Origin of the sequence: Actinopolymorpha sp. B11F2 (genome assembly GCF_040195635.1) — a bacterium.
Lineage (GTDB): Bacteria > Actinomycetota > Actinomycetes > Propionibacteriales > Actinopolymorphaceae > Thermasporomyces.
In genome coordinates this window covers 221,840-246,896 of the sequence record NZ_JBEFTX010000007.1, presented here as the reverse complement: position 1 = coordinate 246,896, position 25,057 = coordinate 221,840, and the positions used below count along the sequence as shown (strand labels likewise).

General features: G+C 69.5%; 26 protein-coding genes. 19 read left to right on the top strand and 7 right to left on the bottom strand.

Translation table 11 applies throughout. The features are described from left to right. Positions 1-94: 94 nt before the first annotated feature. The 8 genes from kdd (at position 95) to ABN034_RS15525 (ending at position 9,266) form a co-directional block, all read left to right on the top strand. A complete protein-coding gene (gene kdd / locus ABN034_RS15560) occupies positions 95-1,147 on the top strand; it encodes an L-erythro-3,5-diaminohexanoate dehydrogenase (RefSeq protein WP_349691721.1) in 1,053 nt (350 codons plus the stop codon). Then, the gene (locus tag ABN034_RS15555) at positions 1,144-2,778 is read left to right on the top strand and encodes an amidohydrolase (RefSeq protein WP_349691720.1); all 1,635 of its coding nucleotides are present in this window, start codon (positions 1,144-1,146) and stop codon (positions 2,776-2,778) included. The genes kdd and ABN034_RS15555 overlap by 4 nt, the downstream gene beginning before the upstream one ends. Then, positions 2,775-4,358, top strand: coding sequence for a lysine 5,6-aminomutase subunit alpha (gene kamD, locus ABN034_RS15550; protein WP_349691719.1), 1,584 nt, complete (start codon positions 2,775-2,777; stop codon positions 4,356-4,358). Before ABN034_RS15555 ends, kamD begins: the two co-directional genes overlap by 4 nt. Then, positions 4,355-5,260, top strand: a complete 906-nt coding sequence (gene kamE / locus ABN034_RS15545; protein ID WP_349691718.1) for a lysine 5,6-aminomutase subunit beta — start codon at positions 4,355-4,357, stop codon at positions 5,258-5,260. Before kamD ends, kamE begins: the two co-directional genes overlap by 4 nt. Then, entirely contained in the window at positions 5,257-5,649 is a 393-nt protein-coding gene (gene kal / locus ABN034_RS15540) for a 3-aminobutyryl-CoA ammonia lyase (protein WP_349691717.1), read from the top strand. Before kamE ends, kal begins: the two co-directional genes overlap by 4 nt. Positions 5,650-6,337: 688 nt before the next feature. Then, positions 6,338-7,987 (top strand): apolipoprotein N-acyltransferase, encoded by a 1,650-nt coding sequence (gene lnt / locus ABN034_RS15535; RefSeq protein ID WP_349691716.1) that lies wholly within the window; start codon positions 6,338-6,340, stop codon positions 7,985-7,987. After that, complete coding sequence (locus ABN034_RS15530) at positions 7,984-8,769, top strand: polyprenol monophosphomannose synthase (protein ID WP_349691715.1); 786 nt, start codon at positions 7,984-7,986, stop codon at positions 8,767-8,769. The genes lnt and ABN034_RS15530 overlap by 4 nt, the downstream gene beginning before the upstream one ends. Further along, positions 8,769-9,266, top strand: coding sequence for an FxsA family protein (locus tag ABN034_RS15525; protein ID WP_349691714.1), 498 nt, complete (start codon positions 8,769-8,771; stop codon positions 9,264-9,266). The genes ABN034_RS15530 and ABN034_RS15525 overlap by 1 nt, the downstream gene beginning before the upstream one ends. An 85-nt stretch (positions 9,267-9,351) precedes the next feature. Here the strand turns inward: ABN034_RS15525 and ABN034_RS15520 are convergent, their stop codons facing one another. The 3 genes from ABN034_RS15520 to ABN034_RS15510 form a co-directional block, all read right to left on the bottom strand. Further along, positions 9,352-9,765 (bottom strand): RNA polymerase-binding protein RbpA, encoded by a 414-nt coding sequence (locus ABN034_RS15520; protein ID WP_349328580.1) that lies wholly within the window; start codon positions 9,763-9,765, stop codon positions 9,352-9,354. A gap of 224 nt (positions 9,766-9,989) precedes the next feature. Continuing rightward, positions 9,990-11,369 (bottom strand): MFS transporter, encoded by a 1,380-nt coding sequence (locus ABN034_RS15515; protein WP_349691713.1) that lies wholly within the window; start codon positions 11,367-11,369, stop codon positions 9,990-9,992. Between the two features lie 8 nt (positions 11,370-11,377). Beyond that, positions 11,378-12,172: a glycerophosphodiester phosphodiesterase family protein gene (locus ABN034_RS15510; RefSeq protein ID WP_349691712.1), complete on the bottom strand. Its 795-nt coding sequence runs from the start codon at positions 12,170-12,172 to the stop codon at positions 11,378-11,380. Between the two features lie 153 nt (positions 12,173-12,325). On the opposite strand from ABN034_RS15510, the gene ABN034_RS15505 reads away from it, so the two are divergent. Then, entirely contained in the window at positions 12,326-13,039 is a 714-nt protein-coding gene (locus ABN034_RS15505) for a Clp protease N-terminal domain-containing protein (RefSeq protein ID WP_349691711.1), read from the top strand. Positions 13,040-13,061: 22 nt separating this feature from the next. Further along, positions 13,062-14,465: an ABC transporter ATP-binding protein gene (locus ABN034_RS15500; RefSeq protein ID WP_349691710.1), complete on the top strand. Its 1,404-nt coding sequence runs from the start codon at positions 13,062-13,064 to the stop codon at positions 14,463-14,465. Here ABN034_RS15500 and ABN034_RS15495 read toward each other — a convergent pair. Continuing rightward, positions 14,347-15,216, bottom strand: coding sequence for an alpha/beta fold hydrolase (locus ABN034_RS15495; RefSeq protein ID WP_349691709.1), 870 nt, complete (start codon positions 15,214-15,216; stop codon positions 14,347-14,349). The two genes, ABN034_RS15500 and ABN034_RS15495, sit on opposite strands and share 119 nt — an antisense overlap. Positions 15,217-15,243: 27 nt before the next feature. After that, a complete protein-coding gene (locus ABN034_RS15490) occupies positions 15,244-16,167 on the bottom strand; it encodes a phosphotransferase family protein (RefSeq protein WP_349691708.1) in 924 nt (307 codons plus the stop codon). 110 nt (positions 16,168-16,277) lie between these two features. Here ABN034_RS15490 and ABN034_RS15485 point away from each other — a divergent pair, with 110 nt between their 5' ends. The 6 genes from ABN034_RS15485 to ABN034_RS15460 all read left to right on the top strand — a co-directional run bounded on the left by ABN034_RS15485 (position 16,278) and on the right by ABN034_RS15460 (position 21,828). Beyond that, entirely contained in the window at positions 16,278-16,544 is a 267-nt protein-coding gene (locus ABN034_RS15485) for a cupin domain-containing protein (protein ID WP_349691707.1), read from the top strand. Beyond that, entirely contained in the window at positions 16,511-16,993 is a 483-nt protein-coding gene (locus ABN034_RS15480) for a pirin family protein (protein ID WP_349691706.1), read from the top strand. Before ABN034_RS15485 ends, ABN034_RS15480 begins: the two co-directional genes overlap by 34 nt. 73 nt (positions 16,994-17,066) lie before the next feature. Then, positions 17,067-17,852, top strand: coding sequence for an SDR family NAD(P)-dependent oxidoreductase (locus tag ABN034_RS15475; protein WP_349691705.1), 786 nt, complete (start codon positions 17,067-17,069; stop codon positions 17,850-17,852). Continuing rightward, the gene (locus tag ABN034_RS15470) at positions 17,849-19,432 is read left to right on the top strand and encodes an N-acyl-D-amino-acid deacylase family protein (protein ID WP_349691704.1); all 1,584 of its coding nucleotides are present in this window, start codon (positions 17,849-17,851) and stop codon (positions 19,430-19,432) included. Before ABN034_RS15475 ends, ABN034_RS15470 begins: the two co-directional genes overlap by 4 nt. After that, the gene (locus ABN034_RS15465; protein WP_349691703.1) at positions 19,429-20,754 is read left to right on the top strand and encodes a type III PLP-dependent enzyme domain-containing protein; all 1,326 of its coding nucleotides are present in this window, start codon (positions 19,429-19,431) and stop codon (positions 20,752-20,754) included. The genes ABN034_RS15470 and ABN034_RS15465 overlap by 4 nt, the downstream gene beginning before the upstream one ends. A gap of 84 nt (positions 20,755-20,838) precedes the next feature. Further along, positions 20,839-21,828 carry a phosphotransferase family protein gene (locus tag ABN034_RS15460; protein ID WP_349691702.1) on the top strand — a complete coding sequence of 330 codons (990 nt, stop codon included), beginning with the start codon at positions 20,839-20,841 and terminating at the stop codon, positions 21,826-21,828. A gap of 51 nt (positions 21,829-21,879) precedes the next feature. Here ABN034_RS15460 and ABN034_RS15455 read toward each other — a convergent pair whose 3' ends face one another. Continuing rightward, entirely contained in the window at positions 21,880-22,494 is a 615-nt protein-coding gene (locus tag ABN034_RS15455; protein WP_349691701.1) for a TIGR03086 family metal-binding protein, read from the bottom strand. Between the two features lie 14 nt (positions 22,495-22,508). Further along, positions 22,509-23,519, bottom strand: a complete 1,011-nt coding sequence (locus ABN034_RS15450) for a sigma-70 family RNA polymerase sigma factor (RefSeq protein ID WP_349691700.1) — start codon at positions 23,517-23,519, stop codon at positions 22,509-22,511. 176 nt (positions 23,520-23,695) lie between these two features. On the opposite strand from ABN034_RS15450, the gene ABN034_RS15445 reads away from it, so the two are divergent. From ABN034_RS15445 to ABN034_RS15435, 3 genes are all read left to right on the top strand, one after another. After that, positions 23,696-24,121 (top strand): DoxX family protein, encoded by a 426-nt coding sequence (locus tag ABN034_RS15445; protein ID WP_349691699.1) that lies wholly within the window; start codon positions 23,696-23,698, stop codon positions 24,119-24,121. Positions 24,122-24,217: 96 nt separating this feature from the next. Next, positions 24,218-24,610, top strand: coding sequence for a VOC family protein (locus ABN034_RS15440; protein ID WP_349691698.1), 393 nt, complete (start codon positions 24,218-24,220; stop codon positions 24,608-24,610). An 84-nt stretch (positions 24,611-24,694) separates the two neighbouring features. Next, positions 24,695-25,042: a TFIIB-type zinc ribbon-containing protein gene (locus ABN034_RS15435; RefSeq protein ID WP_349691697.1), complete on the top strand. Its 348-nt coding sequence runs from the start codon at positions 24,695-24,697 to the stop codon at positions 25,040-25,042. Positions 25,043-25,057: the final 15 nt, after the last annotated feature.

Here is a 25,057-nt window from a genome sequence, read left to right as displayed (position 1 = left end):
GCCAGATCATGAATGTCGTACCGTCAGATCTACACGTTACAGAAAGATTTTCTGTGGTTGCCACCATAGTCCAAAGGATCTCCGGGAGGTCACGGTGCCCGTGCTGACACCTTCCCGCCGCGCCGGATCCCCGGTCGGGCTCCACCGGGTGCTTGAACCGTCCGGAGTCCTCCCGCAGGCGGCCACACGCCTGGACACGCAGGCCGAGCTCTGGCCCGACGAGGTGCGCGTGCGGGTCGACCGGCTCAATCTCGATGCGGCCTCCTTCCGCCAGCTCCGGGAGGCCCACGGCGGAGACGGCGACGCCGTGCGTCGTGCAGTGCTGGAGATCGTCCGGGAGCGCGGGAAGATGCAGAACCCGGTCACCGGCTCCGGCGGAATGCTGGTCGGCACGGTCGAGGAGGTGGGATCGGACTCCCCGCTGGGACTCCGACCCGGTGACAGGATCGCGACGCTGGTCTCACTGACCCTCACACCGCTGGTCATCTCCGACGACCTCGCGCGGTGGGACGGCGGCAGCGAGCAGGTGCCGTGCGAGGGGTACGCGATCCTGTTCGGGCGTTCGATCGCGGCGAAGCTGCCTGACGACCTGCCGGCCCAGTTGGCACTTGCCGTCATGGACGTCTGCGGCGCTCCCGCACTCACCGCGCGGGTGGTCGCGGGCTACGCCTCGCCCACGGTGAGCGTCATCGGTGCGGCCGGCAAGTCGGGCTCACTGGCGCTCGCGGCGGCTCGGCGGGCCGGCGCGGCCCGCACGATCGGTGTCGTACCGATCGATGCCGAGGCATACGCCCTCGAAGATGCCGGTCTCGCCGACACGGTCGTCCTCGCCGACGCCCGCGACCCGGTGGCCCTGTCCGACGCCGTCGCGAAGGCCGGTGGGCCCGCCGACGTCACGGTCGTCTGCGTCGACGTCCCCGGGTGCGAAGGCGGTGCGATCCTCGCCACGGCCGCCGGTGGGACCGTGGTCTTCTTCTCGATGGCGACGTCGTTCAGTGCCGCGGCCCTGGGCGCCGAAGGGCTGGCGGCGGACGTCACCATGCTGATCGGCAACGGTTACGTGCCCGGCCACGCGGAGTATGCGCTCAGCCTGGTCCGTGCCGAATCCGGCGTACGGACGCTCTTCGAGGCGAGGATGGGCGCATGACTGCCACGAACCCCGAGGCTGCTGGGCGAAAAATCATCTTCCGCCGCGGCCCGGTCCTGTCCCCGGTCAAGGGAGCGACCGCGCTGTGCGTCGAGCACGGCCGGATCGTCTACGCCGGCCCGGACATTGGGCTCGCGCCCTATCTCGACGGCGCCGACGAGATCGTCGACCTGGCCGGTCGGCTGGTCACACCGGCCTTCGTCGACGCGCACGTCCACCTGTCGCAAACCGGACTCAGGCTGGACGGGCTCGACCTGTCCTGCGTGACCGGACGGAACGACCTGCTCGACGCGCTGTCGGCTCATGCCAGGAAGGACTCCAGCCCGGTCGTCCTCGGTTTCGGGTGGGACGAGACGTCGTGGGCCGATCCGCGCCTACCGTCGGGGGAGGAGCTGGACCGGTCGGCCCCAGGGCGTGCGGTCTATCTCGCGCGGGTCGACGTCCACTCCGGACTGGTCTCCGGCGCGCTCGCCGCCCGGGATCCGGCGATGACCCGCGCGGCCGGGTGGGATGGAACGGGCCGGGTCGAGAGGGACGCCCATCACCGGGCCCGGGACGCCGCCCAGTCCCTTGTCACGAGGGCACGACGCCGCGAGGCGATCGAGGCCGCACTCGCCGCTGCCGCGGCGGCCGGCATCGGCTGCGTCCACGAGATGGCGGCTCCGCACGTCAATGCGGCCGACGATCTCCTGCTCATCGAGGAGCTGGCGACGTTGCGTCCCGGCGTGGAGGTCGTGCGGTACTGGGGCGAGCACGAGTCCGCCGGGGGTGTCGAACGCGCGCGAGCCCTGGGTTGTGCGGGTGCCGCGGGCGACCTGTGCGCCGACGGTGCGTTCGGATCACGCACGGCCGCACTGGATGCGGCGTACGACGACAAGGCGGGCCATGCGGGCCACCGCTATCTCGACGCCGAAGACATTGCCGACCATCTGGTCGCCTGCACGCGTGCCGGCCTGCAGGGCGGGTTCCACTGCATCGGTGACGCCGCCACCGCAGCGGTCGTCGAGGGGCTTCAGTTGGCCGAGAAGGCCGTCGGCACGGAGGAACTCATCCGATCGCGGCACCGGCTCGAACACGTGGAACTGATCGACCCCGCGCTGGTCGGCCTGCTCGCGGCGTACGGCGTCGTGGTGAGCGGCCAGCCGGCGTTCGACGCGGAGTGGGGTGGGAGGAGCGGTATGTACGCCACCCGCCTGGGTCCCACGCGGGCGCTGACGACCAACCCGTGGTCGACCTTCCGGCGGGCCGGCGTGACGCTGGCGTTCGGATCCGACTCGCCGGTCACGCCGTTCGACCCATGGGGCGGTGTGCGTGCGGCCGCGTCCCACCACAACGAAGCCGCCCGCCTGTCGGTCGGCGAGGCGTTCGCCGCCCACACCCGTGGTGGGTGGTACGCCGCAGGTCGGGCCGAGAGCGGTGAGCTGCGGGCCGGTGCGCCCGCCACCTTCGCGGTCTGGGACGTCGAGGGACCCGGGCTTCCCGACCTCGGTCCAGGCGGTCCCACCCCTCGCTGCCTGCGTACCGTCGTCACCGGCCGGACCGTCCACGACACCGCCGACCTCCCTGGCCCTGCCACCCAAGCGCATCGCGGTGAAGACACCCATGCAGCTCGCGGGAGGGACTCCCGATGAGCACGACTGCGTTCCGGCGCCACCTCGACCTCGATCCCGCGACGGTCCGCAAGGCGCGCACACTCGCCCGCCGGGCCGGGCGGCCGATCGTCACCCTGGCGAAGGCCCACACGACCGTCTCCGTCGAACGCGCGGTGCTGCGCCTCGCGGGACTGCAGGGTGCCGACCCCGACGGGACGCCCTGGGTCAACCGCCTCGTCGACGCCGTACGCAACGACGTAGGCCTCGAGCACGGCGCCGCCCTGCCGGTGTGGGACGCAATGGCCCGCGGCGCCGCCGACGATCTCCCGGGCCTCGCCCAGAAGGCCGCTGCCGGCTCCGTGAGCTTCCGGATCCCCGAAGGTGCGGCCGCACGCAAGGCAGCGCGCTCCGCGCGTCGGGCTACCGCTGCCGGCGTCCGGAAGATCGACACCCGCCGCAGGGAACGCGACCGGCTCATCACCCGCCTCGGCGACCCGCCCCAGCGTCCGTGGATCTACCTCATCGTCGCGACCGGCGACATCTACGAGGACATCCCGCAGGCCCAGGCGGCGGCCCGCGAGGGCGCCGACATCGTGGCGGTGATCCGATCCACCGGGCAGTCGTTGCTCGACTACGTGCCCGAGGGGGCCACCCGGGAAGGCTTCGCCGGAACGTACGCCACGCAGGAGAACTTCCGGCTGATGCGTACGGCCCTCGACGAGGTGAGCAGGGAACTGCGCCGATACGTCCGGCTGACCAACTACGCGAGCGGCCTCTGCATGCCCGAGATCGCCACCCTCGCGGGACTCGAACGCCTCGACATGATGCTGAACGACTCGATGTACGGCATCCTCTTCCGCGACATCAACCCGATCCGGACCTTCGTCGACCAGCGCTTCAGCCGTCAGGTCCACGCGCGAGCGGGCATCGTCATCAACACCGGCGAGGACAACTACCTCACGAATGCCGACGCGGTCGAGCACGCGCACACCGTCACGGTGTCGCAGCTGCTGAACGAGTACTTCGCGAAGGAGGCCGGTCTCGTCGACGGTCAACTCGGGTTGGGTCATGCGTTCGAGATCGATCCGGCGCGGCCCGAGTCGTTCCGGCTCGAGCTGGCGCATGCGTTGCTGGCGAGGGAGCTGTTCCCGAAGGCGCCGCTGAAGTGGATGCCGCCGACCCGGCACATGAACGGCGACGTGTTCCGGGGCTATCTGCTGGACGCGTTCTTCAACCTCGCCGGTGTGCTGACCGGGCAGCAGATCCTCCTTGTCGGCATGATGACCGAGGCCGTCGTGACGCCGTGGCTGTCCGACCGCGATCTCGCGCTGCAGAACGTCCGCTACGTACTCAACGCGTGCGGCAACCTGCACGAGGACTTCCGTCCGGCGCCCGACGGGTTCCTCGCGCAACGGGCCCGGCAGGTGCTCGCCGAGGCGATCGACCTGCTCGAACGGATCTGTGCCCACGGGTCGGGCGGCCTGCTCGACGCCATCGCCGACGGCACGTTCGGCCTGATGCGCCGGCCGGCCGACGGTGGCAGGGGCCTCGACGGGGTGGCCGCGAAGGCGCCGGACTACTACAACCCGGCCGCGGAGATCCTCGAGGAGGACCAGTGATCCGGGACGAAGTGGGCCCCCTCACCGGGGGCAGTGAGGTCATGAACCACCACAGCGCCGGGACGATCGTCCGGCCCTACGGTGACACCACCGGCGACGGGATGGTGCAGGTGTCGTTCACGCTGCCGATCCCGCACGACCGACGGGCCGAGGGAGCGGCCCTGCAGCTGGCGGCGAAGATGGGCCTCGACCCCGCCATGGTCGTCCACGCGAAGGCCATCGGCGCAGGCGACGGCCCTTCCTTCACGTTCTTCATCGTCTACGGTCGGGTCGGGCATCTCGTCGACCTCTCGCAGGTCGAGGTGATCGAGCGTGAGTACCCACTCCTCACGCCCAAGGAGGTCAACCTCGCGATCCGGCGCGGGCTGCGCCGCCGGCTCGTCGTCGTCGGGGCCTGCATCGGCACGGACGCGCACACCGTCGGCATCGACGCCATCCTCAGCATCAAGGGATTCGCGGGCGAAAAGGGCCTCGAGTACTACCGCGAGCTCAAGGTGATCAACCTGGGCGCGCAGGTCGCGGTACCGGACCTCGTCGCCCGGGCGCGCGCCGAACACGCCGACGCGATTCTCGTCTCACAGGTCGTGACGCAGCGGGACGCCCACATTCGTGGCACCCAGGAGCTCGCGGCCGCACTTCGGGAGGCCTGCGACGCAAAGATCGAACGCCCGCTGCTCGTCGTCGGCGGTCCCCGCTTCCACGAGTCGATGGCGGCCGACCTCGGCGTCGACCGGGTGTTCGGCCGCGGGACCACACCGGGCGAGGTGGCGAGCTACCTGGTGCACGCCCTCGTGACCGCCACAGCGCCCCAGGACCGAACCCAGCAGCACCGAACCCAGCAGCACCGAACCCAGCAGCACCGAACCCAGGACCGAACCCAGCAGCGGGAAAGGACCGCATGAACGACCACCGCCTCGGTCTCACCGTCTCGCACCGCAGGTACGTGTCGTACGCCGATGCGCACTACGCCGGCAGCCTGGTCGCGGGCGGCTATGTCCTCGGCCTGTTCGGCGACGTGGCCACGGAGGTGTGCATTCGAACTGACGGCGACGAGGGCCTGCTCGCGTCGTACGCCGACGTGCAGTTCCTCGCGCCGGTCCGGGCTGGTGACGTCCTGGAGGTCACGGCCACCGTCACCCGCGTCGGCACCCGTAGCCGCGACCTCGCGCTGGAGGCGAAGGTGCTCGCCCGGGGCCGACCGGAGCGGAGCGAGTCGGCTGCTCAGCTGCTCGACGAACCCCTGGTCGCGACCACCGCCCGCGCGACCGTGGTGATCCCGACGGTTCCATGATCGGAAGGTCTGCGATACGCTCCGCAAGGTCGACCTTCCGGAGGGTTGAGCAAGCCCGGAGCCCTTACCCACAAGGGCGTACGCACCTCGACACGCCGGACCACGACACGCCGTCGATTGCACAAAATCTCGGCATCGTGTGGGTGGCCAGAAGATGGCCGTGACCTGCACATATTCGCTATTTGTGCAGGTCAGTCCCCAGTTGACACCAAGGCGCGGGTCTCGCCATCGTCATGGTGTCCACCGCAGGTCAACTCGGCTCGGGGCGTCGCCTTGGCTCTCGCGTGAGGAGTCCGTAGCCAGTTCTCGTACCACGTGAATGCTCGGGGCCTCCGTCTCGTGCGGTGGGGTGGCCACGGAACGGTCCGCTGCCCAGTAGACAACGGCTCATGGCGCGCAGCCTACGCGTCGCGGGTCGGTCCGAAGGGTGAGCGGGCCGTTCCGTCTTTTGTGGACTTTTCGTCCTGGAACCCTCCACCGCTCCGGAGTCTGACCAGAGCGTGTGTGGAGCCAAGGTGGGCGCCACCGCCGCCCTCAGTTGATCGAGGTTTCCCGGGTTGGTGCGATCATTGGACGCCGAGCCCGGGCAAGACGACCGTAGAAGTCACGGCGGACCGTCACCAGAGCGGGCACCAGCGTGTGCACCCGTGCGTTGTACGGACCGCGGGCACACCTCACGAAAGGGACGGTGGCGTTGAGGGTCGAGGACGGACTCGTCGAGCCTTCGGCGAGCGGTGGCGCCGCACCTCCGGTCGCTGCCGCGAGCACTCCACAAAGTGACACGGCCACCGTGGTGCCGACCTGGCTCCGCTTCCTGCTCGCCACCGGATCCGGTGTCGCTCTCGCTGTCGCGTTCCCGCCGCTCGGCTGGGCGTGGATCACCCCCCTCGCCGTGGGCGCACTCACGCTGGCCTGCAAGGGGCTCCGGTTGCGGCCGGCCGCGCTGGTGGGTCTCGGGTTCGGTGTGGGATTCTTCGCCGTCCTGCTCCAGTGGATCCGGGTGATCGGCCTCGACGGATGGGTTGCTCTCAGCCTGATCGAGGCGGTTTTCGTCGCCGCGCTCGGTGCCGGCATCGCCCTGGTGACCCGGCTGCGCGGCTGGCCCGTGTGGGTTGCTGCCCTGTGGGTGGCGGTCGAGCTGGCCCGGGGGTCCATTCCCCTGGGTGGCTTCCCCTGGGGACGTCTGGCGTTCGCCCTGGACAGCACTCCGATGGCGGCCTATGCGAGTCTCGGCGGCGTCGCCTTCGTGTCGTTCGTCGTGGCATTGGCCGGAAACCTGCTGGCCTGGGCGGTCCTGGCGCGCTCGAGCCGGGTTCTCACCCGGGCCGGAGCGGGCCTCGCTGTGGTGGCGTTGGCGCTGGGCGGCCTTCTCGCACCCCTTCCGACTTCCGGCCAGGGCACGGCCACCGTCGCGGTCGTTCAGGGCAATGTGCCGGCGCGTGGGATGGAGTTCCTCGGCCGGGCTCGCACGGTCACCCGAAATCACCTCGCGGCCACCGAAGAGCTCATGCGCGACGTGGCGGCCGGAAAGGTACCGAAGCCGGAGTTTGTCGTGTGGCCGGAGAACTCCACCGACATCGACCCCTTCGCCGACCCGACCACCGGCGCGATCGTGGAGCAGGCCGTCGCGGCCGCGGGCGTACCGGTCCTCGTCGGCGCGATCCTCAATGGACCGGGCGATGACTACCGACGGACGACCGGCGTGGTGTGGGATCCAGACACCGGCCCGGGGGAGACCTACGTCAAGCAGCATCCGGTGCCGTTCGGGGAGTACATCCCCTTCCGTCAGCTCCTCCTGCCCTACATCGACCGCCTCCAGATGGTCGGCCGCGACACCTTCGCCGGCAGCGATCCAGGTCTGATGACGATCGCCGGCTACGACATCGCCGAGGTGATCTGCTTCGAGATCGCGTACGACGGAATCGTGGGCGAGGTCGCGCGGGCCGACTCCCAGCTGCTGGTCGTCCAGACCAACAACTCCACCTACCTCGGGACGGGGCAGCCACAGCAGCAGTTCGCGATCACCCGGCTGCGATCGATCGAATACGGCAAAGCGACTCTGGTCGCCTCGCCGAGCGGCATCAGCGGGGTGATCTCGCCCGACGGCACGGTGGTCGCGAAGTCGCGGGAGGCGACCCGGCAGACCTACGTCGAGCGGGTCCCGCTGCGGACCAGCCCGACCCTTGCTGCGCGCTTGGGCCCTGCACCCGAGCGCCTGGCCGCTATCGTCGGCCTTGGGGCCGTGGTGGTCGCCGTTGCCCGCAGTCGCAGGACGCGGCGGGTGGAAACGGCAGCCGGCGGTGCCGGCTCAGAGGGCGACGCCGAGGGGGGCCGATGAGCGACGCGGGGGACAAGCCGTACACCGATCTCGGTCGGATCCTGGTCGTCCTGCCGACCTACAACGAGATCGACAATCTCGAACGGATGGTGAAGCGCCTCCGCGCGGCCGCGCCCGAGGTGGAAGTGCTGATCGCCGACGACGCCTCGCCCGACGGCACCGGTCAACTCGCCGACCGCCTCGCCGAGACCGATGATCACCTACGGGTGCTGCACCGTGCCCGTAAGGAGGGCCTTGGCATCGCCTACCTGGAGAGCTTTCGCTGGGGACTCGACCACGGCTACGACGTGCTCTGTGAGATGGACTCCGACGGCTCCCATCACCCCGAGGCGCTTCCGAACCTGCTACGGGCACTGCACGAGGCCGATCTGGTGATCGGGTCCCGGTGGGTGCCGGGCGGCCGGATCGAGAACTGGTCGCGAGGCCGCCAGCTGCTGTCGCGGTCCGGCAACGTCTACGCACGGATGGCGCTGGGACTGCGGCTCCGCGACGCGACGTCGGGATTCCGGGTCTTCCGCCGAGCTACGCTGCAGGGAATCGATCTCGACAAGGTCGCGTCACAGGGCTACTGCTTCCAGATCGATCTGGCCTGGCGGGCCTACCTGGCCGGCTTCCGGGTGAGCGAGGTGCCGATCGTGTTCAGCGAGCGTGAGTACGGAACGAGCAAGATGGACCGCAATGTCTTGGTCGAGTCGTTCCGCCGGGTCACTGTGTGGGGTGTCCGGCACCGCGTGCGTCAGGTCCGAGAGCTGGTCTCGGGCAAGCGGAAGGCGGGCATCTGATGCGACTCCGCCTGCTGCTGCTCGCGGCGTTCATCGCCGTGCCGCTGTTGGAGATCTACATCCTCATCCAGGTCGGCCAGGTCATCGGCGCCTGGTGGACGATCGCGCTGCTGATCGCCGTCAGCGTGCTCGGTTCCTGGCTGATCCGCAGGGAAGGTCGGCGAGTGTGGCGGGCCTTGACGGCCGCGACGGCGGCCGGCCGGCTTCCCGACCGTGAGCTGCTCGACGGCGGACTGGTGCTCGTGGGCGGTGTCCTGATGGTGACTCCCGGGTTCGTCTCCGACATCGCCGGCCTCTTCCTGATCATGCCGCCCACCCGCCCACTCGCCCGACGAGCGGCCACCTGGCTCCTGGGTCGCCAGCTCGCCCGTCAGGTGCAACGCGGTGGCCATCTCGGTGGGATGCCCGGAATGCACAATCCACCCGGGCAGCCGAGGCCGAGGGACCGGGGAGTGACCATCCCGGGCGAGGTCGTCGACCGCGACGATCGGAGCTGACACCGACGGGCCAAGCTCCACGCGTGGCCGGACATGGCCGAGCCGCGTCACCCGGAGGCGACGCGGCTCGTACCAGGGGATCAAGTCAGGCGGTGCGACGGCGTTGACGCGGCGCCTTGGGCTTCGAGGACTTGTCGGCTTCTTCCCGGTGCAGGTGGTCGGGCCCGATCTGGCCCGAGCGTAGGAGTTCGAGCCGCTCGGACAGAAGAACCTCGAGCTCGTCGATGCTGCGGCGTTCGAGCAGCATGTCCCAGTGCGTCCGGGGTGGCTTCACGTGCTTGGGTTCGGGTCGATCACCGTCGACCCGGATGGCCTCGCCCCCGCAGCGTGGGCACTCCCACACCGGAGGGACCTCGGCGTCAGCGGCGAGTGGCAACTCGAAGTGGTGGGAATGTGGGCAGTCATACGCGACCAGCTGGCGTGGCGCTGGGGCAATCTCCCGATCATCCTCATAGCTCGCCGCACCGAGCCGGGAGCCTCGTAGTGCACGCTCCGACATAAGCTCTCCATCCCCCTCCATCGTTGTTCGGGCCGAGCGCCGCAGCCAGGGCACGGCAATTCCATCGCTCTGCGGGCTCAGTGGGCATAACGTCTGGGCCCCCGGCCAGGATTCCCCGCTCCTGTTCCGGCGAACCGCAGCGTCTCCCGTGCCTCACTGCTAGTAGCGTCTATGACCGTAGCGTGACTAGCCCAAGACGCCCACATCGGCACGCAGAGTTCTCCTCAGATGACCTTCGGGAGTTCGTTGCCGGCGTCCCTGATCGCCCGCCGTGGATCGACCCGGAGCAGCAGGACGAAACCGACGACGAAGAAGAACACCAGCGCGATGATCGCCGGCCGGTACGAATGGGTGAGCTGGTGGACGAGCCCGAAGACCAGGGTGCCGAACCAGCTGGTCCCGCGTTCTGCGGCTTGGTACAGGCTGAAGTACTCCGCCTCCCTGCCCTTCGGGACGAACTGGCTGTAGAGCGAGCGGGACAGGGCCTGGGTGCCGCCGAGCACGATGCCGATGAACACGCCCAGAACCAGTACGGGGGCGACCTGTCGCACCGGCAGGAAGTACGCGGCGACCACGACACCGACCCACACCCACAGGGCCGCGAGGATGCAACGACGGCTGCCCCAGCGGGCGGCCAGGCGCCCGAACAGCAGCGCCCCACCGAATGCCACGAACTGCACGAGCAGGATCGTGGCGATGAGCACGCTCTGCCCGAGGCCGAGCTGGCTGGCGCTGTAGATGGACGACGCGTAGATGACGGTCTGGACGCCGTCGTTGAAGAAGAGGTACGCCACGAGGAACAGCAGCGTCATGGGATAGGCCCGCGCCTCGCGCAGGGTGGTGAAGAGCTGCCCCAGGCTCTGCCGGGCGACACCACCGGGTTCGGGAACGACCGCGATCGGCGGCCGGTCCCGCAACCGGAGGAAGGGTACGAAGGTGAAACCCGCCCACCACAGCCCGGCCGACAACAAGCTGAGGCGGACGGCCGACGTGGTGGAGAGCCCGAGAAGCGTGTGTCCTTGTACCAGGGCCAGGTTGATCACGAGGAGCAGACCGCCCCCGAGGTAGCCGAGCGCCCATCCGCGCGAGGACACCCGGTCGCGTTCGTCGGGGGTGGCGATGTCGCACAGGATCGCGTCGTACACGACGATCGACGAGGCGAGACAGAGGTTGCCGACGAAGAGCAGGAGAACGCCGAGCTGCCAGTTCGTACCGGCGACGAACACCATCGACGCCGCTGCACCCGCGCCGAGCCAGGCGAAGGCGCCGAGGATCCGCTTCTTGTGGTGTGACCGGTCAGTGATGGCACCGACGATCGGGAGCGCCAGGGCGGACAACAGCGTGGTGGCCGTGATGACGTACAGCGGTAACGACCCGGGCGAAATCGGGATGCCGAGGAGGCGGAGGTCCACCGTGCACGGGCGCTCGGGTGTGCCGGCGGCGCCACAGGCGGCGGTCTCCGCGACGGATGCGAGGTACGGGCTGAACAGCACCGTCAGCACCGTCGTGACGTAGGCGGAGTTGGCCCAGTCGTAGAAGTACCACGCCCGCTGCTCGCGGCGCCGCTCCACCTCGTCCGGGTAGGACACCGGTGTGGTCGTCATGGGATCGCTCATCCCGCCCATTGCCCGCGACTGGTGAGAACCTCACGCAAGGTGTCGATCCGGTCGGTGATGAGCCCGTCGACGCCGATGTCGAGGAGGGCGTTCATCTGGTCGGCGTTGTCGATCGTCCAGACGTGGACCTGCTTGCCGAGGGCGTGTGCGCGCTCGACGAAGGCAGGTGTCACGAGGCGGATGCCGGCGTAGCCGACCGGGACCTGGACGCAGGGAGCACGCGAGATCAGCATCCGGCCGAGGGGGTGCGGGAGCGGCAAAGCGAGCAGTGCCACGCCGATCGGGGTCATCCCGGTCACGACGCGGGGGCCCAGCAGGCGGTGTACGGCGTTGACGCGGTGACCGGAGAAGGACGAGACACACACCCGGTCGTGGGCGACCGTCTTGACGACCGCCTCGGCCAGGGGCCGGATCGCGTTCTCCTCCTTGACGTCGACGTTGACGCGGATCTCGGGCCAGGTGCCGAGGACCTCCTCGAGGGTGGGGATGGGTTCGCGGCCCCCGATCCGCGCCTTCGCCACCTCTGCGTACGGAAGGTCGGCGATCTTTCCGGCGCGGTCCGTGACGCGGTCGAGAGTGTCGTCGTGGAAGGCGACGAGGACTCCGTCGGCGGTCGCGTGGACGTCGGTCTCGAGGTACCGGTAGCCGAGTTCGATGGCGTTGGCGAACGCGGCCATGGAGTTCTCGATACCGACATTGGGGGCATAGCGCGCGCCGCCACGGTGAGCGAACGCAAGCGGGCCCGGATGGTCGAGAAACGGGTAGTGGCGGCGGGGGGGCGTCACTGGCACGGGCGGAAGTATGCCGGTTCGTCGCCGCCCTGTCCCTCCTTTCAAGATCGGGTTGTGTTTCGCGGTTGTTTCCCTTTGCGCGGAGCGTTTCACGATCACTCAATCATCAACCTAAGGTTGACGCCCGGAGTGAGTCAACCTAGGGTTGACCCTATGGCGCCTGCACCCAGCCTCCACGAACTCATCGAGACCGTACGCACGGACGCCGCCAGCGACGACGTGCTCGACCAACTCGCCGCCGCCCGTGGGGTGGTGGCCGAACTCAGCGAGACAGGAGACGCGGTCCTCGGCCACTTCGTCGACCGGGCGCGGGGCAGCGGCCGGTCGTGGACCGAGATCAGCAACGTCCTCGGCGTCACCAAACAAGCCGTCCACAAGCGCTTCGCCGGCGCGAACCTCTTCATCGGCGAGGGCGCTCCGACGTTCGAGCGGTTCACGGTCAGGGCTCGACGGACAGTCGACGCCACACGGCCGGCCGCAGTGGCGCTCGGTCATTCCTATATCGGCACCGAACACCTGCTCCTGGCGTTCTACGCCGAGCCGGAGGGCATCGCGGGCAAGCTCCTCCTCGACGCGGGAATCAGCCGCGACGACGTGGAGGCGGAGATCATCGCTCGCACCGGCCGCGGACAGGGTTCGACCGACATGGATCCGCCGTGGACGCCCCGGGCCAAAGGCGCCCTGGCGGCCTCACTCGCCGAAGCTCTGAAGCTGGGCCACAACTACATCGGCACGGAGCACCTGCTGCTCGCGATGTACGACCAGCCCGATGCCATCGCCCAGCAGATCCTGCTCGCCCGCGGACTCGACGCCGAGGCTGCGCGCAACAAGGTCGTCGAGGCGCTGACCGACTTCCAGAAGAAGTAGGGCTGAAGGGCAGTCCCGACTGATGTCCCTCACCAAGCTCGCGAGCGGCTACCACCTGGCGGGCGGGCCAGGCGACACCACGGGCACGCTCCGGCGGGTGATGCGCTTCGTCCGACCGTACCGGTGGCGCCTCGGGACGTACGCACTCCTGCTCGCCGCCTCGGCGGCCGCGGGCATGATCCCACCGCTGATCTTCAGGGAACTTCTCGACGCGGCCATCCCACGGCGCGACGTGCCGTTGGTCAACCTGCTGGTCGGCCTCGCAATCCTCGCGTATCTCGCCTCCGCGGGAATGCTCCTCCTTGGTGGCTACCTGGGCACCCTCATCGGCACAGACATCATCCGTGACCTCCGCCAGGTGCTCTTCGACCATCTCCAGCGACTGCCGTTGTCGTTCTTCGTGCACGCGAAGACCGGGGCGGTGCAGAGCCGGCTCAACACCGATGTCCTGAACGCCCAACAGATGTTCACCGGACACCTCTACACGGGCAGCGTCGGATCGATCGCCGCGGACGTGCTCATCATCGCATTCACGCTTGGCGCGATGGTGGTGCTGAGCTGGCAAGTCACGCTGGCCGCGCTGGTCCTCATGCCGTTGTTCCTCGTGGCGTCGAGGCGGATCGGGCCTCGGATGCGATCGCTGGTGCGCGAGCAGATGGACCTGTTCGGCGGTATGAACGCCTTCGCGGCGGAGCGCCTGAACGTGGGTGGTGCCCTACTCATAAAGCTGTTCGGGGGGTACGACCGGGAGTCGGCGCGCTTCGCGGCGCGGACGGCGGCGCTTCGGCGCAACAACATCCGCGTCAACATGCTGGCGCTCCTCGTCGGCACCGGAGTCGCACTCGTCGGGTTCCTCGGTGTCGCGGCTGTCTACTGGTCAGGCTCGCTGCTGGCGGTGTCCGGCCCGCTGACGATCGGGACGGTCGTAGCGCTTGCGGCCTATGCCCAACGTGCGTATGCACCATTGATGGATCTTGCGTCGGCCCGCATGAACCTCCAGAGCGCCCTGGTGTCCTTCGAGCGGGTTTTCGAGGTGGTCGACGCACCGCTCGAGATCACCGAGCGTCCGCACGTAGGGAACGGGCCTGACGTGGTCCAAGGCGCGGTGGAGATCGACGGCCTGTGGTTCCGGCACGCGGGACGGCGCGCCATCCTTGTCCAGTCACTGGTCTCGGAGGAGCCCGAGGCTCCGGCGAGCGGTGCCCGCGCGGTCGAGCCCGAGTCCTGGGCGCTCCGGGACGTCAGTATCGGCCTATCTGCCGGGACCATGACGGCACTCGTTGGCCCTTCCGACCCAGGTGCTCACGTCAGGGGATGTTCGGGCGCTCTAAGGCTCCGTCCAAAGCGTGATCAGATGCTCCGCTTACGTCGACAAGCCAGCGATGCAGTGCGACAGCGAGGTGCACCGGAGCGTCGTACTGGATGAGATGCCCTGCTCCCTCGATGATCTCCAGATCCGAGTCTGGGATCAGCTGGGCCAGTCGCCGCGCCCGGTCGACCGGTATCCAGGCGTCCTCGCGTCCCCAGATGATCTTGACCGGAAAGTCGATCTCGGAGTAGCGGTCCTGGATCTCGTCGGTGAAGCGCTCATCAGCCTGGGCGATCTGCCCGTAGAACGCACGCTTGCCGTCGGCCGACAACCAGGGTGAGGTCAGGGTGTCCAGCTGCTCCGCGGTCAGCCCCCGGTGGCTGGCGCCGGAGATGTACGCCTCCAGCGCACCCTGGTGGACGGCGTCCGGCTGGGCGGCGAAGATCTCCGCGTTCTGCGCGACGAGCTGGAAGAACTCCGATCCCCATGGTCGCAGCGCGACGACATCGACCAGAGCCAGCGAGGCCAACGCGGCAGCATGGACGAGGTGCGCCCGCAACGACACCGCGCCGCCGTAGTCGTGAGCGACCAGGTGAGGCGCCTGGAGTTCCCAGTGCCGCAGAAGATCGGACAACAATGCGGCTTGGGTTCCGAGGTCAACGTCATGCTCCAGCCGCATCGACGATTGCCCGTAGCCGGGCATGTCCCAGAGGTAGACCGTGAACTCCCGGCTGAGGGCGTGGGCGAAGGGGGCCCAGAGTTTCGACGACCACGGAGTTCCATGGCACATCACGACCGCCGGGCCCGAACCGAGGCAGTCCCAGGCGATGGTGCGTCCCCGCCAGCAAAACGTGCGTGAGAGATCCATACCGACAGGCTGACAGGTACGCGGAACTCACAGGTAGGCGACGGTGCGCTCGACCCATTCTTCGAAGCGGGCGTACTTCATCCGGGTCTCGGGGTTCGTGGGCTCGGGCAGGTTGAGGATCCCGTCGGCGGCGTCGAGGAGGTCCCAGTACGGATGGTGCCCGTCGACTCCGCCGGCCGCGTGGTAGGTCGAAAGGAAGTGGTCGGCCACCTCCGCGCCGTAGCGACCGGCGAGGTTCAGTCGCATCCGGGCCAGGTCGATGCCACGCGGGCCGAGGCAGCCGGTCGTCCAGTCGACCACGCCCACCAGCCGCTCACCATCCCACAGGGTCTGCCCAGGGTGGTAGTCGCGATGGATGAAGCCCATCGTCGCCGGCGGAGGTCCACTGGCCAGCACGCCGAACACCCGGTCCCACAGCTGGAAATTCCGCGACCAGACCGGCGGTCGGCGGTGCCCGTCCAGCTGCGGGTCGTAGTACGGCCGGTACGGCGGCAGTGCCTTCACGACCGGCAGGTCGACGCGGTGGATGGCGGTAAGGGTCTCCGCGAGGCCGGCGAGCACCGCGGGATCCTTCGAGCTCTGGGGAGGTACGCCCGGCAGCCGGGTGGTCAGCAGGGTGGGCACGTCGCACATGGTCGGCCCGGTGTCCGCGCCGAGCAGGCGAGGTGCCGGGACGTCGGTGCTGCCCAGAAGTCCCAGAACGGTGGCTTCGTTCGGAGGGAGATACCACGGGTCGCTGCGGAGGCGGTCGAGGTGATGGAATCGCCGGAGCGTCAGGTGATGCAGGACGCCGGTCGCGCTCATCACATCCAGGGCATGGAGGGTCGTCGAATCGACGCTCATCAGGCGTACGGACGCGACGATGCTTCCCGGTCCCACGACCTCCCGCACCCACTGGAGCGTCGCCTCGGACGGTGGGGCGGCGCCGTCCTGCCGCTGGTCAGCACTCATTCTGTCCGGCAAGACTACCGACGGACCGGTTCGGAATATCGCCCCGGCCGGGGCGGCTACACCGTACGCATCGGGACGCATCGGCCACGCGATGGTAAGGAGCCCCGGTCATGCCTGCTGTCACCGCTGACACCCTGACCCTTCCGCGACTGGCCCTGCCGCCGGCCGGGGCGCGGATCCGGGCGGTCCGCAAGATCATCACCGCGCACCGCCAGACCGAGGGCGAGGGGTTCGTCGTACGCCGGCCGTTCCCGGGTATGGACCTGTCTCTGGCGGATCCGTTCCTGCTCCTCGACCATATGGGAGCGGTGGAGTACGGGCCGGGGGAGGCCAAGGGGGCGCCGTGGCACCCACACCGTGGCTTCGACTCCGCGTGATCGCCGGCGAGTTCGGTGACCACAAGGGCCCGGGCGTGACCTGGACGCCGATCAGCTACGTCCACGCCACCCTGGCGCCCGGCTCCGAGGTGACCACGTCGTGGCCGGCCGACTTCAACGCCCTGGCGTACGTCCTGGCTGGTCGCGGCACCGTCGGCCCGGAGAGCCGCCCGGTTGACGAGGGGCAGCTCGCCGTCTTCGGCCCAGGCGACGCACTGACCCTCCGGGCGGCGCACCGTCAGGACTACCACGGTCGTACGGGCTGGGAGGTGCTCCTCATCGGCGGACTGCCGATCCGCGAGCCGATCGCCCGGTACGGGCCGTTCGTCATGAACACCAAGGCCGAGATCCTTCAGGCGTTCGAGGACTACCAGGCCGGTCGGCTCGGTGTCGTCGAACCGGATCAGGTGCCCCACCAGACTGCCGCTGACGACGCCCTGGACCAGTGAGACCATTCGTCCGCTAGCCTCCGACGAGGTCCGCCGTGGTCAGGTCCGGGTCAGGCGAGGTGGAAGGGGACGGATGCGTCGGTTCGAGGATCGCGTCGCCTTCATCACCGGCGCGGCGCACGGCATCGGTCGGGCCACCGCCCAGCGGCTCGCCAGCGAGGGAGCGTCGGTCGTCGTCAGCGACATCGAGGCCGACGCCGCCGACAAGGTCGCCTCGGCTCTGGCCGGCGACGGATCAAGGGCCCTCGCACTTTGCTGCGACGTCGCCCGGCCGGACCAGGTGGAGGCGGCCATCGCCGCCGCCGTCGACCGATTCGGCCGGCTGGACGTCCTCGTCAACAACGTCGGTGTCGCCACGGACACGGCGTTCGAGGATCTCGGCGAGGAAGAGTGGCAACGCCAGGTCGACCCCACCCTGGGCGGCGCGGTCCGCTGCATCCAGGCGGCCCTACCGCACCTGCTGGCCGCACCGGGCGGCGGTGCCGTCGTCTCGGTCGGATCGATCAACGCGCTTGCCGCCTTCGGCAACGAGGCCTACTCCGCGGCGAAGGCCGGGCTGGTCAGCCTCACACAGAACCTCGCGATGCGCTACGCCCGACGGGGAGTGCGGTTCAACCTCGTGGCCCCCGGGACCGTCCGCACCAGGATCTGGGAACGCCGACTCGCCAAGGACCCGAGCGTCCTGGAACGGATGACCTCGCTCTATCCGCTCGGCCGGATCGGCGAGCCGGAGGACATCGCGGCCGCGATCGCGTTCCTCGCCTCCGCCGATGCGGCCTGGGTCACCGGCACGGTGCTCCGCGTCGATGGCGGCGTCCTCGCCGGCCATACCGGCTTCCTGCGTGAGGTGTTCGAGTGAGCGAGCGAACCCGCGTGCGCGACTACGACATCCTGCTGACCGGCGGCACGATCGTCGACGGCACGGGCGGGTCGCCCTATGCCGCCGACCTCGGCGTGCGGGACGGCACCGTCGCTGCGATCGGCGACCTTGCCGGTGCGAGTGCCGCGAGCGTGATCGACGCCCACGCGAGGTTCCTCATGCCCGGGTTCGTCGACACCCACGTCCACGCCGACGCCGTCCTTGGCCGGGCAGACGTCCAGGAGGCCATGCTCCGCCAGGGCGTGACGTCGGTGGTCCTCGGCCAGGACGGGCTCTCGTTCGCGCCGGCGTCGAGCGGCACGGTCGACTACGTTGCCCGCTACTTCGCCGCCGTGGACGGCACGCCACCGGTGGAGCTCGCGGGCGGGTGCACCGTCGCCGGGCTGCTGGACTTCTATGACCGGCGTACGCCGCTGAACGTCGCCTACCTCGTGCCCCTCGGCACCGTCCGCCACGAGGTTCTGGGTGCGGAGGACCGCCCGGCGGGGGAGAAGCTCGCGGACCTGCTCCGCCTCGTGGAGCAGGGACTCGACGAGGGTGCCGTCGGTGTCTCGACGGGCCTGGAGTACGTACCCGGTGTCTTCGCCGACCTCGACGAGCTGACCGCGCTGTGCCGGCCGGCGGCCGCGGTCGACGCCCCCTACGTCAGCCACCTCCGCAGCTACGACGGCGGCCGCGCCCCCGGCATGGTGGAGGCACGAGCCCTCGGCCAGGCGACCGGCGTACCCGTCCACGTGTCGCACTACCGCGGCCTTGCCGAACCCCTCCTCGACCACCTGGAGGAGGCGGCCACGGCCGGAGTCGACGTGACGTTCGACGCCTACCCGCACCTCTACGGCAACACCATCCTCGCCATGAAGGCGCTCCCGCCCCAGGTGCAGGCCGGTGGGGTCGAGGAGACGCTGCGGCGACTCGCGGACCCGGCCGTGCGCGCGGAGCTCGAGGCCAGGTGGTTCCCCGCGGCCGAGGCGGCGCTGGGTCCGGCGATCTTCGGCTACATCGCGGGCACCGACTACCGGTGGGCGGAAGGGCTCACCCTCGCCGCCGCCGGCGCGCGGGCGGGACTTTCGTTCGGTGAGCTCGTCTGTGAGGTCCTGCTCGCCAGCGACCTCGCGGTGGGAGCGATCGTCCCGAGCCCAGGTGGCGACGACGCCGACCTGCGGGCGATGATCCGCGACGACCGGCACATGGGCTGCTCGGACGCCATCTATCTCGGCGGGCATCCGCACCCGCGCGGTTGGGGTGCCTTCGCGCGGTTCCTCGGCCACCACACCCGTGAGCTGGGCGACTGGACCTGGGCGCAGGCGGCGTGGCACCTGGCCGGCCATCCGGCACGGCGGTTCCAGCTCGCGGGGCGTGGGACCCTCTGCGAGGGGGCGGCGGCCGACGTCGTGGTCGTCGATCCCACGTTGGTCACCGACCTCGCGACGTACGACCACCCATGCCAACTGGCCGTCGGCGTCCGCGACGTCCTGGTCGCGGGCGAACCGGTCCTCACCGACGGAAAGCTCACCGGGGCGACACCCGGCCGGGCGTTACGACGAGGAGAACCCGCATGACCGAACGAAGTGAGGTCATGAATCAACACCGCATGACCCATGCCTACGATCCGGTGGCGCTCAGCACGGCGCTGAACGCGTGGCGAGAGCGTCCGATCGAACCGTTCGAGACCGGCTTCACCGGCACCGGTGCCACGACGGCCGCCGAACTGGTCGACCGCAAGATCCGGCTGCGTGGCGGTGAGCTGACTTTCCCGCTCATGGTGATCCGGGAGAGCGCGCTCTCCTCGAACATCGCGACCATGGCAGCCTGGTGCGCCGACCAGCGGGTCGAGCTGGCGCCGCACGGCAAGACCACGATGTCGCCCGAACTCATCGCCCGCCAGCTCGAGGCAGGCGCGTGGGGCATGACGGCCGCGACGATCGGTCAGGTGCGTGCGTACGTCGACTTCGGCGTACGCCGGGTGGTGCTCGCCAACCAACTGGTCGACCCCGCCGGCATCAGCTGGCTCGCCCGGGCGACGACCGAGGATCCGGATCTGACGGTGATCGGGTACGTCGACTCGAGAGAGGGCGTCGCCCTGCTTGACCGGGAGTTGACGCGGCACGGCGCGACCCGGCGGCTACCGGTCCTGGTGGAGCTCGGCCTCACCGGTCGCCGGACCGGCGCCAGGAGCATGGAGGCGGCAATGGCGGTGGCCCAGGCTGTCGCGAACACCTCCACGCTGGCCGTGGCGGGCGCGACCGGGTACGAAGGCGTCGTCGGCCACGGTCGTACTCCCGAACAGCTCGACGCGGTGGCCGCGTTCTGCCGCGACATCCGGACGCTGGGGCTCCGGCTGCGGGACGAGGGTCTGGTCGACCCGGCGGGGGAGCTCCTGCTCTCCGCGGGAGGTAGCACGTACTTCGACGTGGTGGCGCGCGAGCTGGTCGGCGAACCGGCGACGGTGGTGCTCCGCAGCGGTGGCTACGTCACCCACGACGAGGGCCTGTATGGGCCGTCGACGCCGCTGCCGACGGGCGGCTCCCCGTACGAACTCCGCGCCGCCTTGGAGGTCTGGGCGTACGTCCTCTCGCGGCCGGAACCCGGCCGGGCGCTGGTGGGCGCCGGGCGACGCGACCTGCCGTTCGACGTCGAGCTTCCGGTGGTCTACCGGGTCGTGTCCCCCGAGGGATCAGAGCGGCACGCCGTCGGGGCCGTCGTCAGCGCCCTCAACGACCAGCACGCGTTCATCGACCTGCCGCGCGACGCCGAGGTTGCTGTCGGCGACCTGGTGGCGTTCGGGATCTCGCACCCGTGCACGGCGTTCGACAAGTGGCGGGTCATCCCCGTCCTCGATGACGACGACCGGATCGTGGAGATCGCCCACACCCTGTTCTGACTGGTCCGGAACCCGGTGTGGGCGAGCGGGTCAGTCGGTGTGCTTCCAGGCCGTCCGAAGGTGCAAGCTTCTCAAGGGAGCAGCATGGAGTTCCACCCCATCGAGCGCGCGCCGGCTGCCTTTCAACACACGGTGACCGCTGCCGAGGTGCGAGCGATGTGCCACCGCGCGTTCGGCGGTGAGGTCCGGGTCTCCTCGGCCGTCGAACTCGGCTGGGGGACCTACAACAGCACCTATCGCGTCGACATCGGAGCGGATCATCCGGTGATTCTGCGCGTGGCACCCGAACCAGGGAAGCAGTTCCGCATCGAGCGGGAACTCATGCGCAACGAGTACGCCAGCACGCCGTACCTCGCCCCGCTCGGGCCACTGCTGCCACGCACCCTCGCCGTCGACTTCACCCACGAGATCGTCGGGCGGGACTACGTCTTCCAGACGATGCTCGACGGGATCCCCGCGCCGGAAGGCCTCGGCGCCTATCCTCGCACGGAGTGGGCGTCGTTCTTCGGACAGATGGGCGAGATCGCGCGCCGGATCCACGACGTACGCGGCACGCGCTTCGGGCCGGTGCACGGCCCGGCGTACGCCACCTGGAGCGAGACGGTGATCGCATACCTGGACGACACCGCGGCCGACCTCGACGACGTGGGTCTCGACGCGGCGGACGTCCGCGAGGTCGCCGCGCTGGCCGCCCACCAACGCGGGGTCCTCGACGAGGTCACGTCGCCGCGGCTGCTGCACGGCGATCTCTGGACGGTCAACGTGATGATCGACCCCGCGGCGTCGAGGCCCACGATCACCGGCGTCATCGACGGCGACCGAGCCATGTGGGGTGATCCGGCGGCGGACTGGACGATCTACCGGGCCGGCAGACGCCCGGGCACGGAGCGCGATGCGTTCTGGGAGGCCTACGGACCGCCGACGAGCACACCCGCCGCGGTAACGCGCGCACTGTTCTACCGGGCCCGCCACGTCGGCGCCGCACGGCTCGAGCGCCATCGGCTCGGGAACCTCAGGGACCTCCCCGAGACGTACGACGACCTGCGCGAGGTCCTCACCTGCCTCACCCGGTGAGGTGAGCCCACGGACAACCCCATCCTGACGGGGGCGTAGGCGCCGGACGGATCAGGGCTGGCGACCGAGGAAGGCGACCAACCGGTCACTCGGGCTGGCGGGCTCCGGCGGGGTGACGGGCGGAGCGAAGAGCCCCTGGCGGTCGGCGGTCGCGACGAACAGCGGCGAGAGCGCGAGCATCTCCTCGGCCAGGGATGCAGGAATCGGCCGCTCCCATCCGCAACCGCGGGCGACGTCCCAGCCGTGGACCGCGACCTCGATCGCGCCGGCCCCGGTGACGATGCCGGTGCTGAGTGGCAGGCCGGCGACCGAGACCTCGTGGCGACCGGCGATGGTGCAGGCACCGACCAGGTCCCGGGCCCGGGCCCGGACATCGTTCACGAAGTCGGCCGGGCCACGGTCGCTGTGCATGCGCCCGGCCCGTCGCCCGACAGGAGGTGAGGTCCTGCCGGGCGCCATCTGTCCACCGTCGACCGCCTCGAACAGCGCGACGAGCGAGTCGTCCAAGTGCGCCAACAGGGACCCGAGGTCCCAGTCGTCGCAGGGAGTCGGCCGGGACAACTCGCCAGCCCCGACCAGGTGCAGGCTGCCGAGCGTGTAGTTGATCGCCCGCTCCAGCAGAACGATTCCCCCTGCGGCGGCCGCCCTCTCACAGACGTCCGTCATCGTCATATGCCCGGTCAGCCGGCCACGGGCCGCGGCTCTGCCGGTAGAGACTCCGGGAGCCCGAACGTGGCGAAGAGCCGGAGATCGAAGAAGCAGGAGACGTGGGTGACACCGGTCGGGCCGAGGGTGAGCACCGGCAGGTTGAAGGGTCGGTAGGTGCCGTCCTCGGCACGCAGGTAGAGCCCGAACGCCGGCTGGCCGTTGGCCTCGGTGGGGACGAGCCGCATGCCGCCTGGGCCGTCGCAGGGGCAGTGCCTCGCGATGAGCTCGCCAATGTCCTCGGGGCCCTGGTACCAGCCAGCGAAGGGTGGCATCTCCCAGACCGCGTCGGAGGTGAACAGCTCCACGATCGCGGCGATGTCCATGTTCTCGAACGCGCTGACGTAGCGGTCGAGCAGCTCGCGTTGGTCGGCGTCGACGGGTTCGACGATGTCGTCCTCGCGCGGTGTCAGCTGGTCGAGCTGTGCCCGGGCCCGTTGCAGGATGCTGTTGACGGCGGTGGTGGTGGTGTCGAGCACCTCGGCGACCTCGGCGGCGCGCCACTGCAGGACATCACGCAGGATCAGTACGGCACGCTGCCGGGGCGGCAGGTGCTGCAGAGCCGCGATGAGGGCGAGCCGGACGCTGGCCCGGTTGGTGACGATCGCGGCGGGGTCGGCATGGTCGGCGCCGATCATGGCGTCCGGAATGGGTTCGAGCCACGGCACCTCCGGCTGCTCGACCAAGGAGTCGCGCGGACTGGAGCTGGGCGCCCCCAGTCCGGTCGGCATGGGCCGCCTGCCGCGGCTCTCCAGGGCGGTCAGGCACGCGCGGGTGGCGATCCGGTGCAGCCAGGTGCGAAGAGACGACCTGCCTTCGAAACCGTGGTAGGACCGCCACGCGCGCAGATAGGTCTCCTGCACGAGGTCCTCGGCGTCGTGGACCGAGCCGAGCATGCGGTAACAGTGCGCCAGCAGCTCCCGGCGGTAGGGGTCGGCCTGTCGGAGGAAGTCCTCTTCGTCCAGTTTGTCCGTCGTCGTCGTCACAACACTCTCCCTCTCCCGGGCCGGCCAGGTGGCTCACCCACACGTGTTCTGCGGACCGGTCACATGAGTACAGACCGCGCCGCGGAGAAAACTCATCGCTACGCCGATGAGATTTCGCCAGCGGCCTGGTCCATACCGGCAACCACTCACGGTCCATATCGGAAAGGTAGACCACCATGACCGCTTCCCACGCTGAGAGCCCGACACCGGCGAGCCGCCCCCGGGCCGTCACCATTGCCCTGTGGGCAGGACAGATCCTGCTGGGGGTGTTCTTCGTGGCCGCCGCGGCAGTGCCCAAACTCGTCGGAGACCAGATCGCGGTGGAGATGTTCGACCACATCGGGCTCGGCCAGTGGTTCCGATATCTGGTCGGGATCCTTGAACTGGCCGGCGGGATCGGCCTCCTGATCCCGCGACTCGCCGGACTCGCTGCCCTCGGACTGGTCGGCGTGATGGTGGGAGCCACCTTCACATCCGTGTTCGTTCTCGACGCCGGCATCACCTCGATCACGCCAGCCATCCTGGGCGTCCTGGTCGGGCTGATCGCGTGGGCACGGTGGTCGGAAGTCAAGGCGCTGCTCGCCCTCGTCCGCGCCCGCTGAATCCCCTGTGCGGGCGCGGCTTCGTACGACCAAGGCCCTGCGGGACCCCGCGTCGTTCCGCTGAGTCATCCAGCACACTGACACCAGGAGAGAGCCATGCGCATGATCTTCGTGAACCTGCCGGTCACCGACCTGAAGGCCTCGACCGACTTCTTCACCACGCTCGGTTTCGAGTTCAACCCGCAGTTCTCCGACGACAAGTGCGCCTGCATGATCGTCGACCAGAACATCTTCGTCATGCTCCTGGTCGAGGAGCGCTTCAAGGACTTCATCAACGGCGAGATCTGCGATCCCCCGCGGACCGAGGTCATCACCTGTCTGTCGGCGGAGAGCCGGCAGCAGGTCGACGACACCCTGGCGGCCGCTCTCGCCGCCGGCGGCAAGCCGTGGAAGCCGATGATCGAGGACGGTCCGATGTATGGAGCCAGCTTCTGCGACCTCGACGGCCACGTGTGGGAGCTCATGCACATGGACCTCGGATCCGTCTAGCACGGGGCGGCTCAGCGCAGCGACGCGGGTACGGGCATCCGCCCGTACCCGCGTTCTGTCACATCCATCGGTTAGGTTGCCGACATGACCCAACTCAGCTGCCCGAAATGTCACGGCGTCATGCGGCAGTACGAACGCAGCGGCGTCCACATCGACCAGTGCACCGACTGCCGCGGCATCTTCCTCGACCGCGGCGAGCTCGAACGCCTCAGCGACGCGGAGACCCGCTGGCACAGTGAGCAAAGATCCGTCCCCTCGGAGCACCGCGGCCCGTCGGGATACACCCAGCACCGCGACGACCACCGGTACGGCTCCGACGACCGCCACGGCTACGGCAGACGCTACGGTTCAGACGACCGGCACGGCTACGGCGGACCGTACGGACACGGAAAGAAGCGGAAGCGGTCGTTCCTCGACGACCTGTTCGACTGATCTCCGACGATGGCC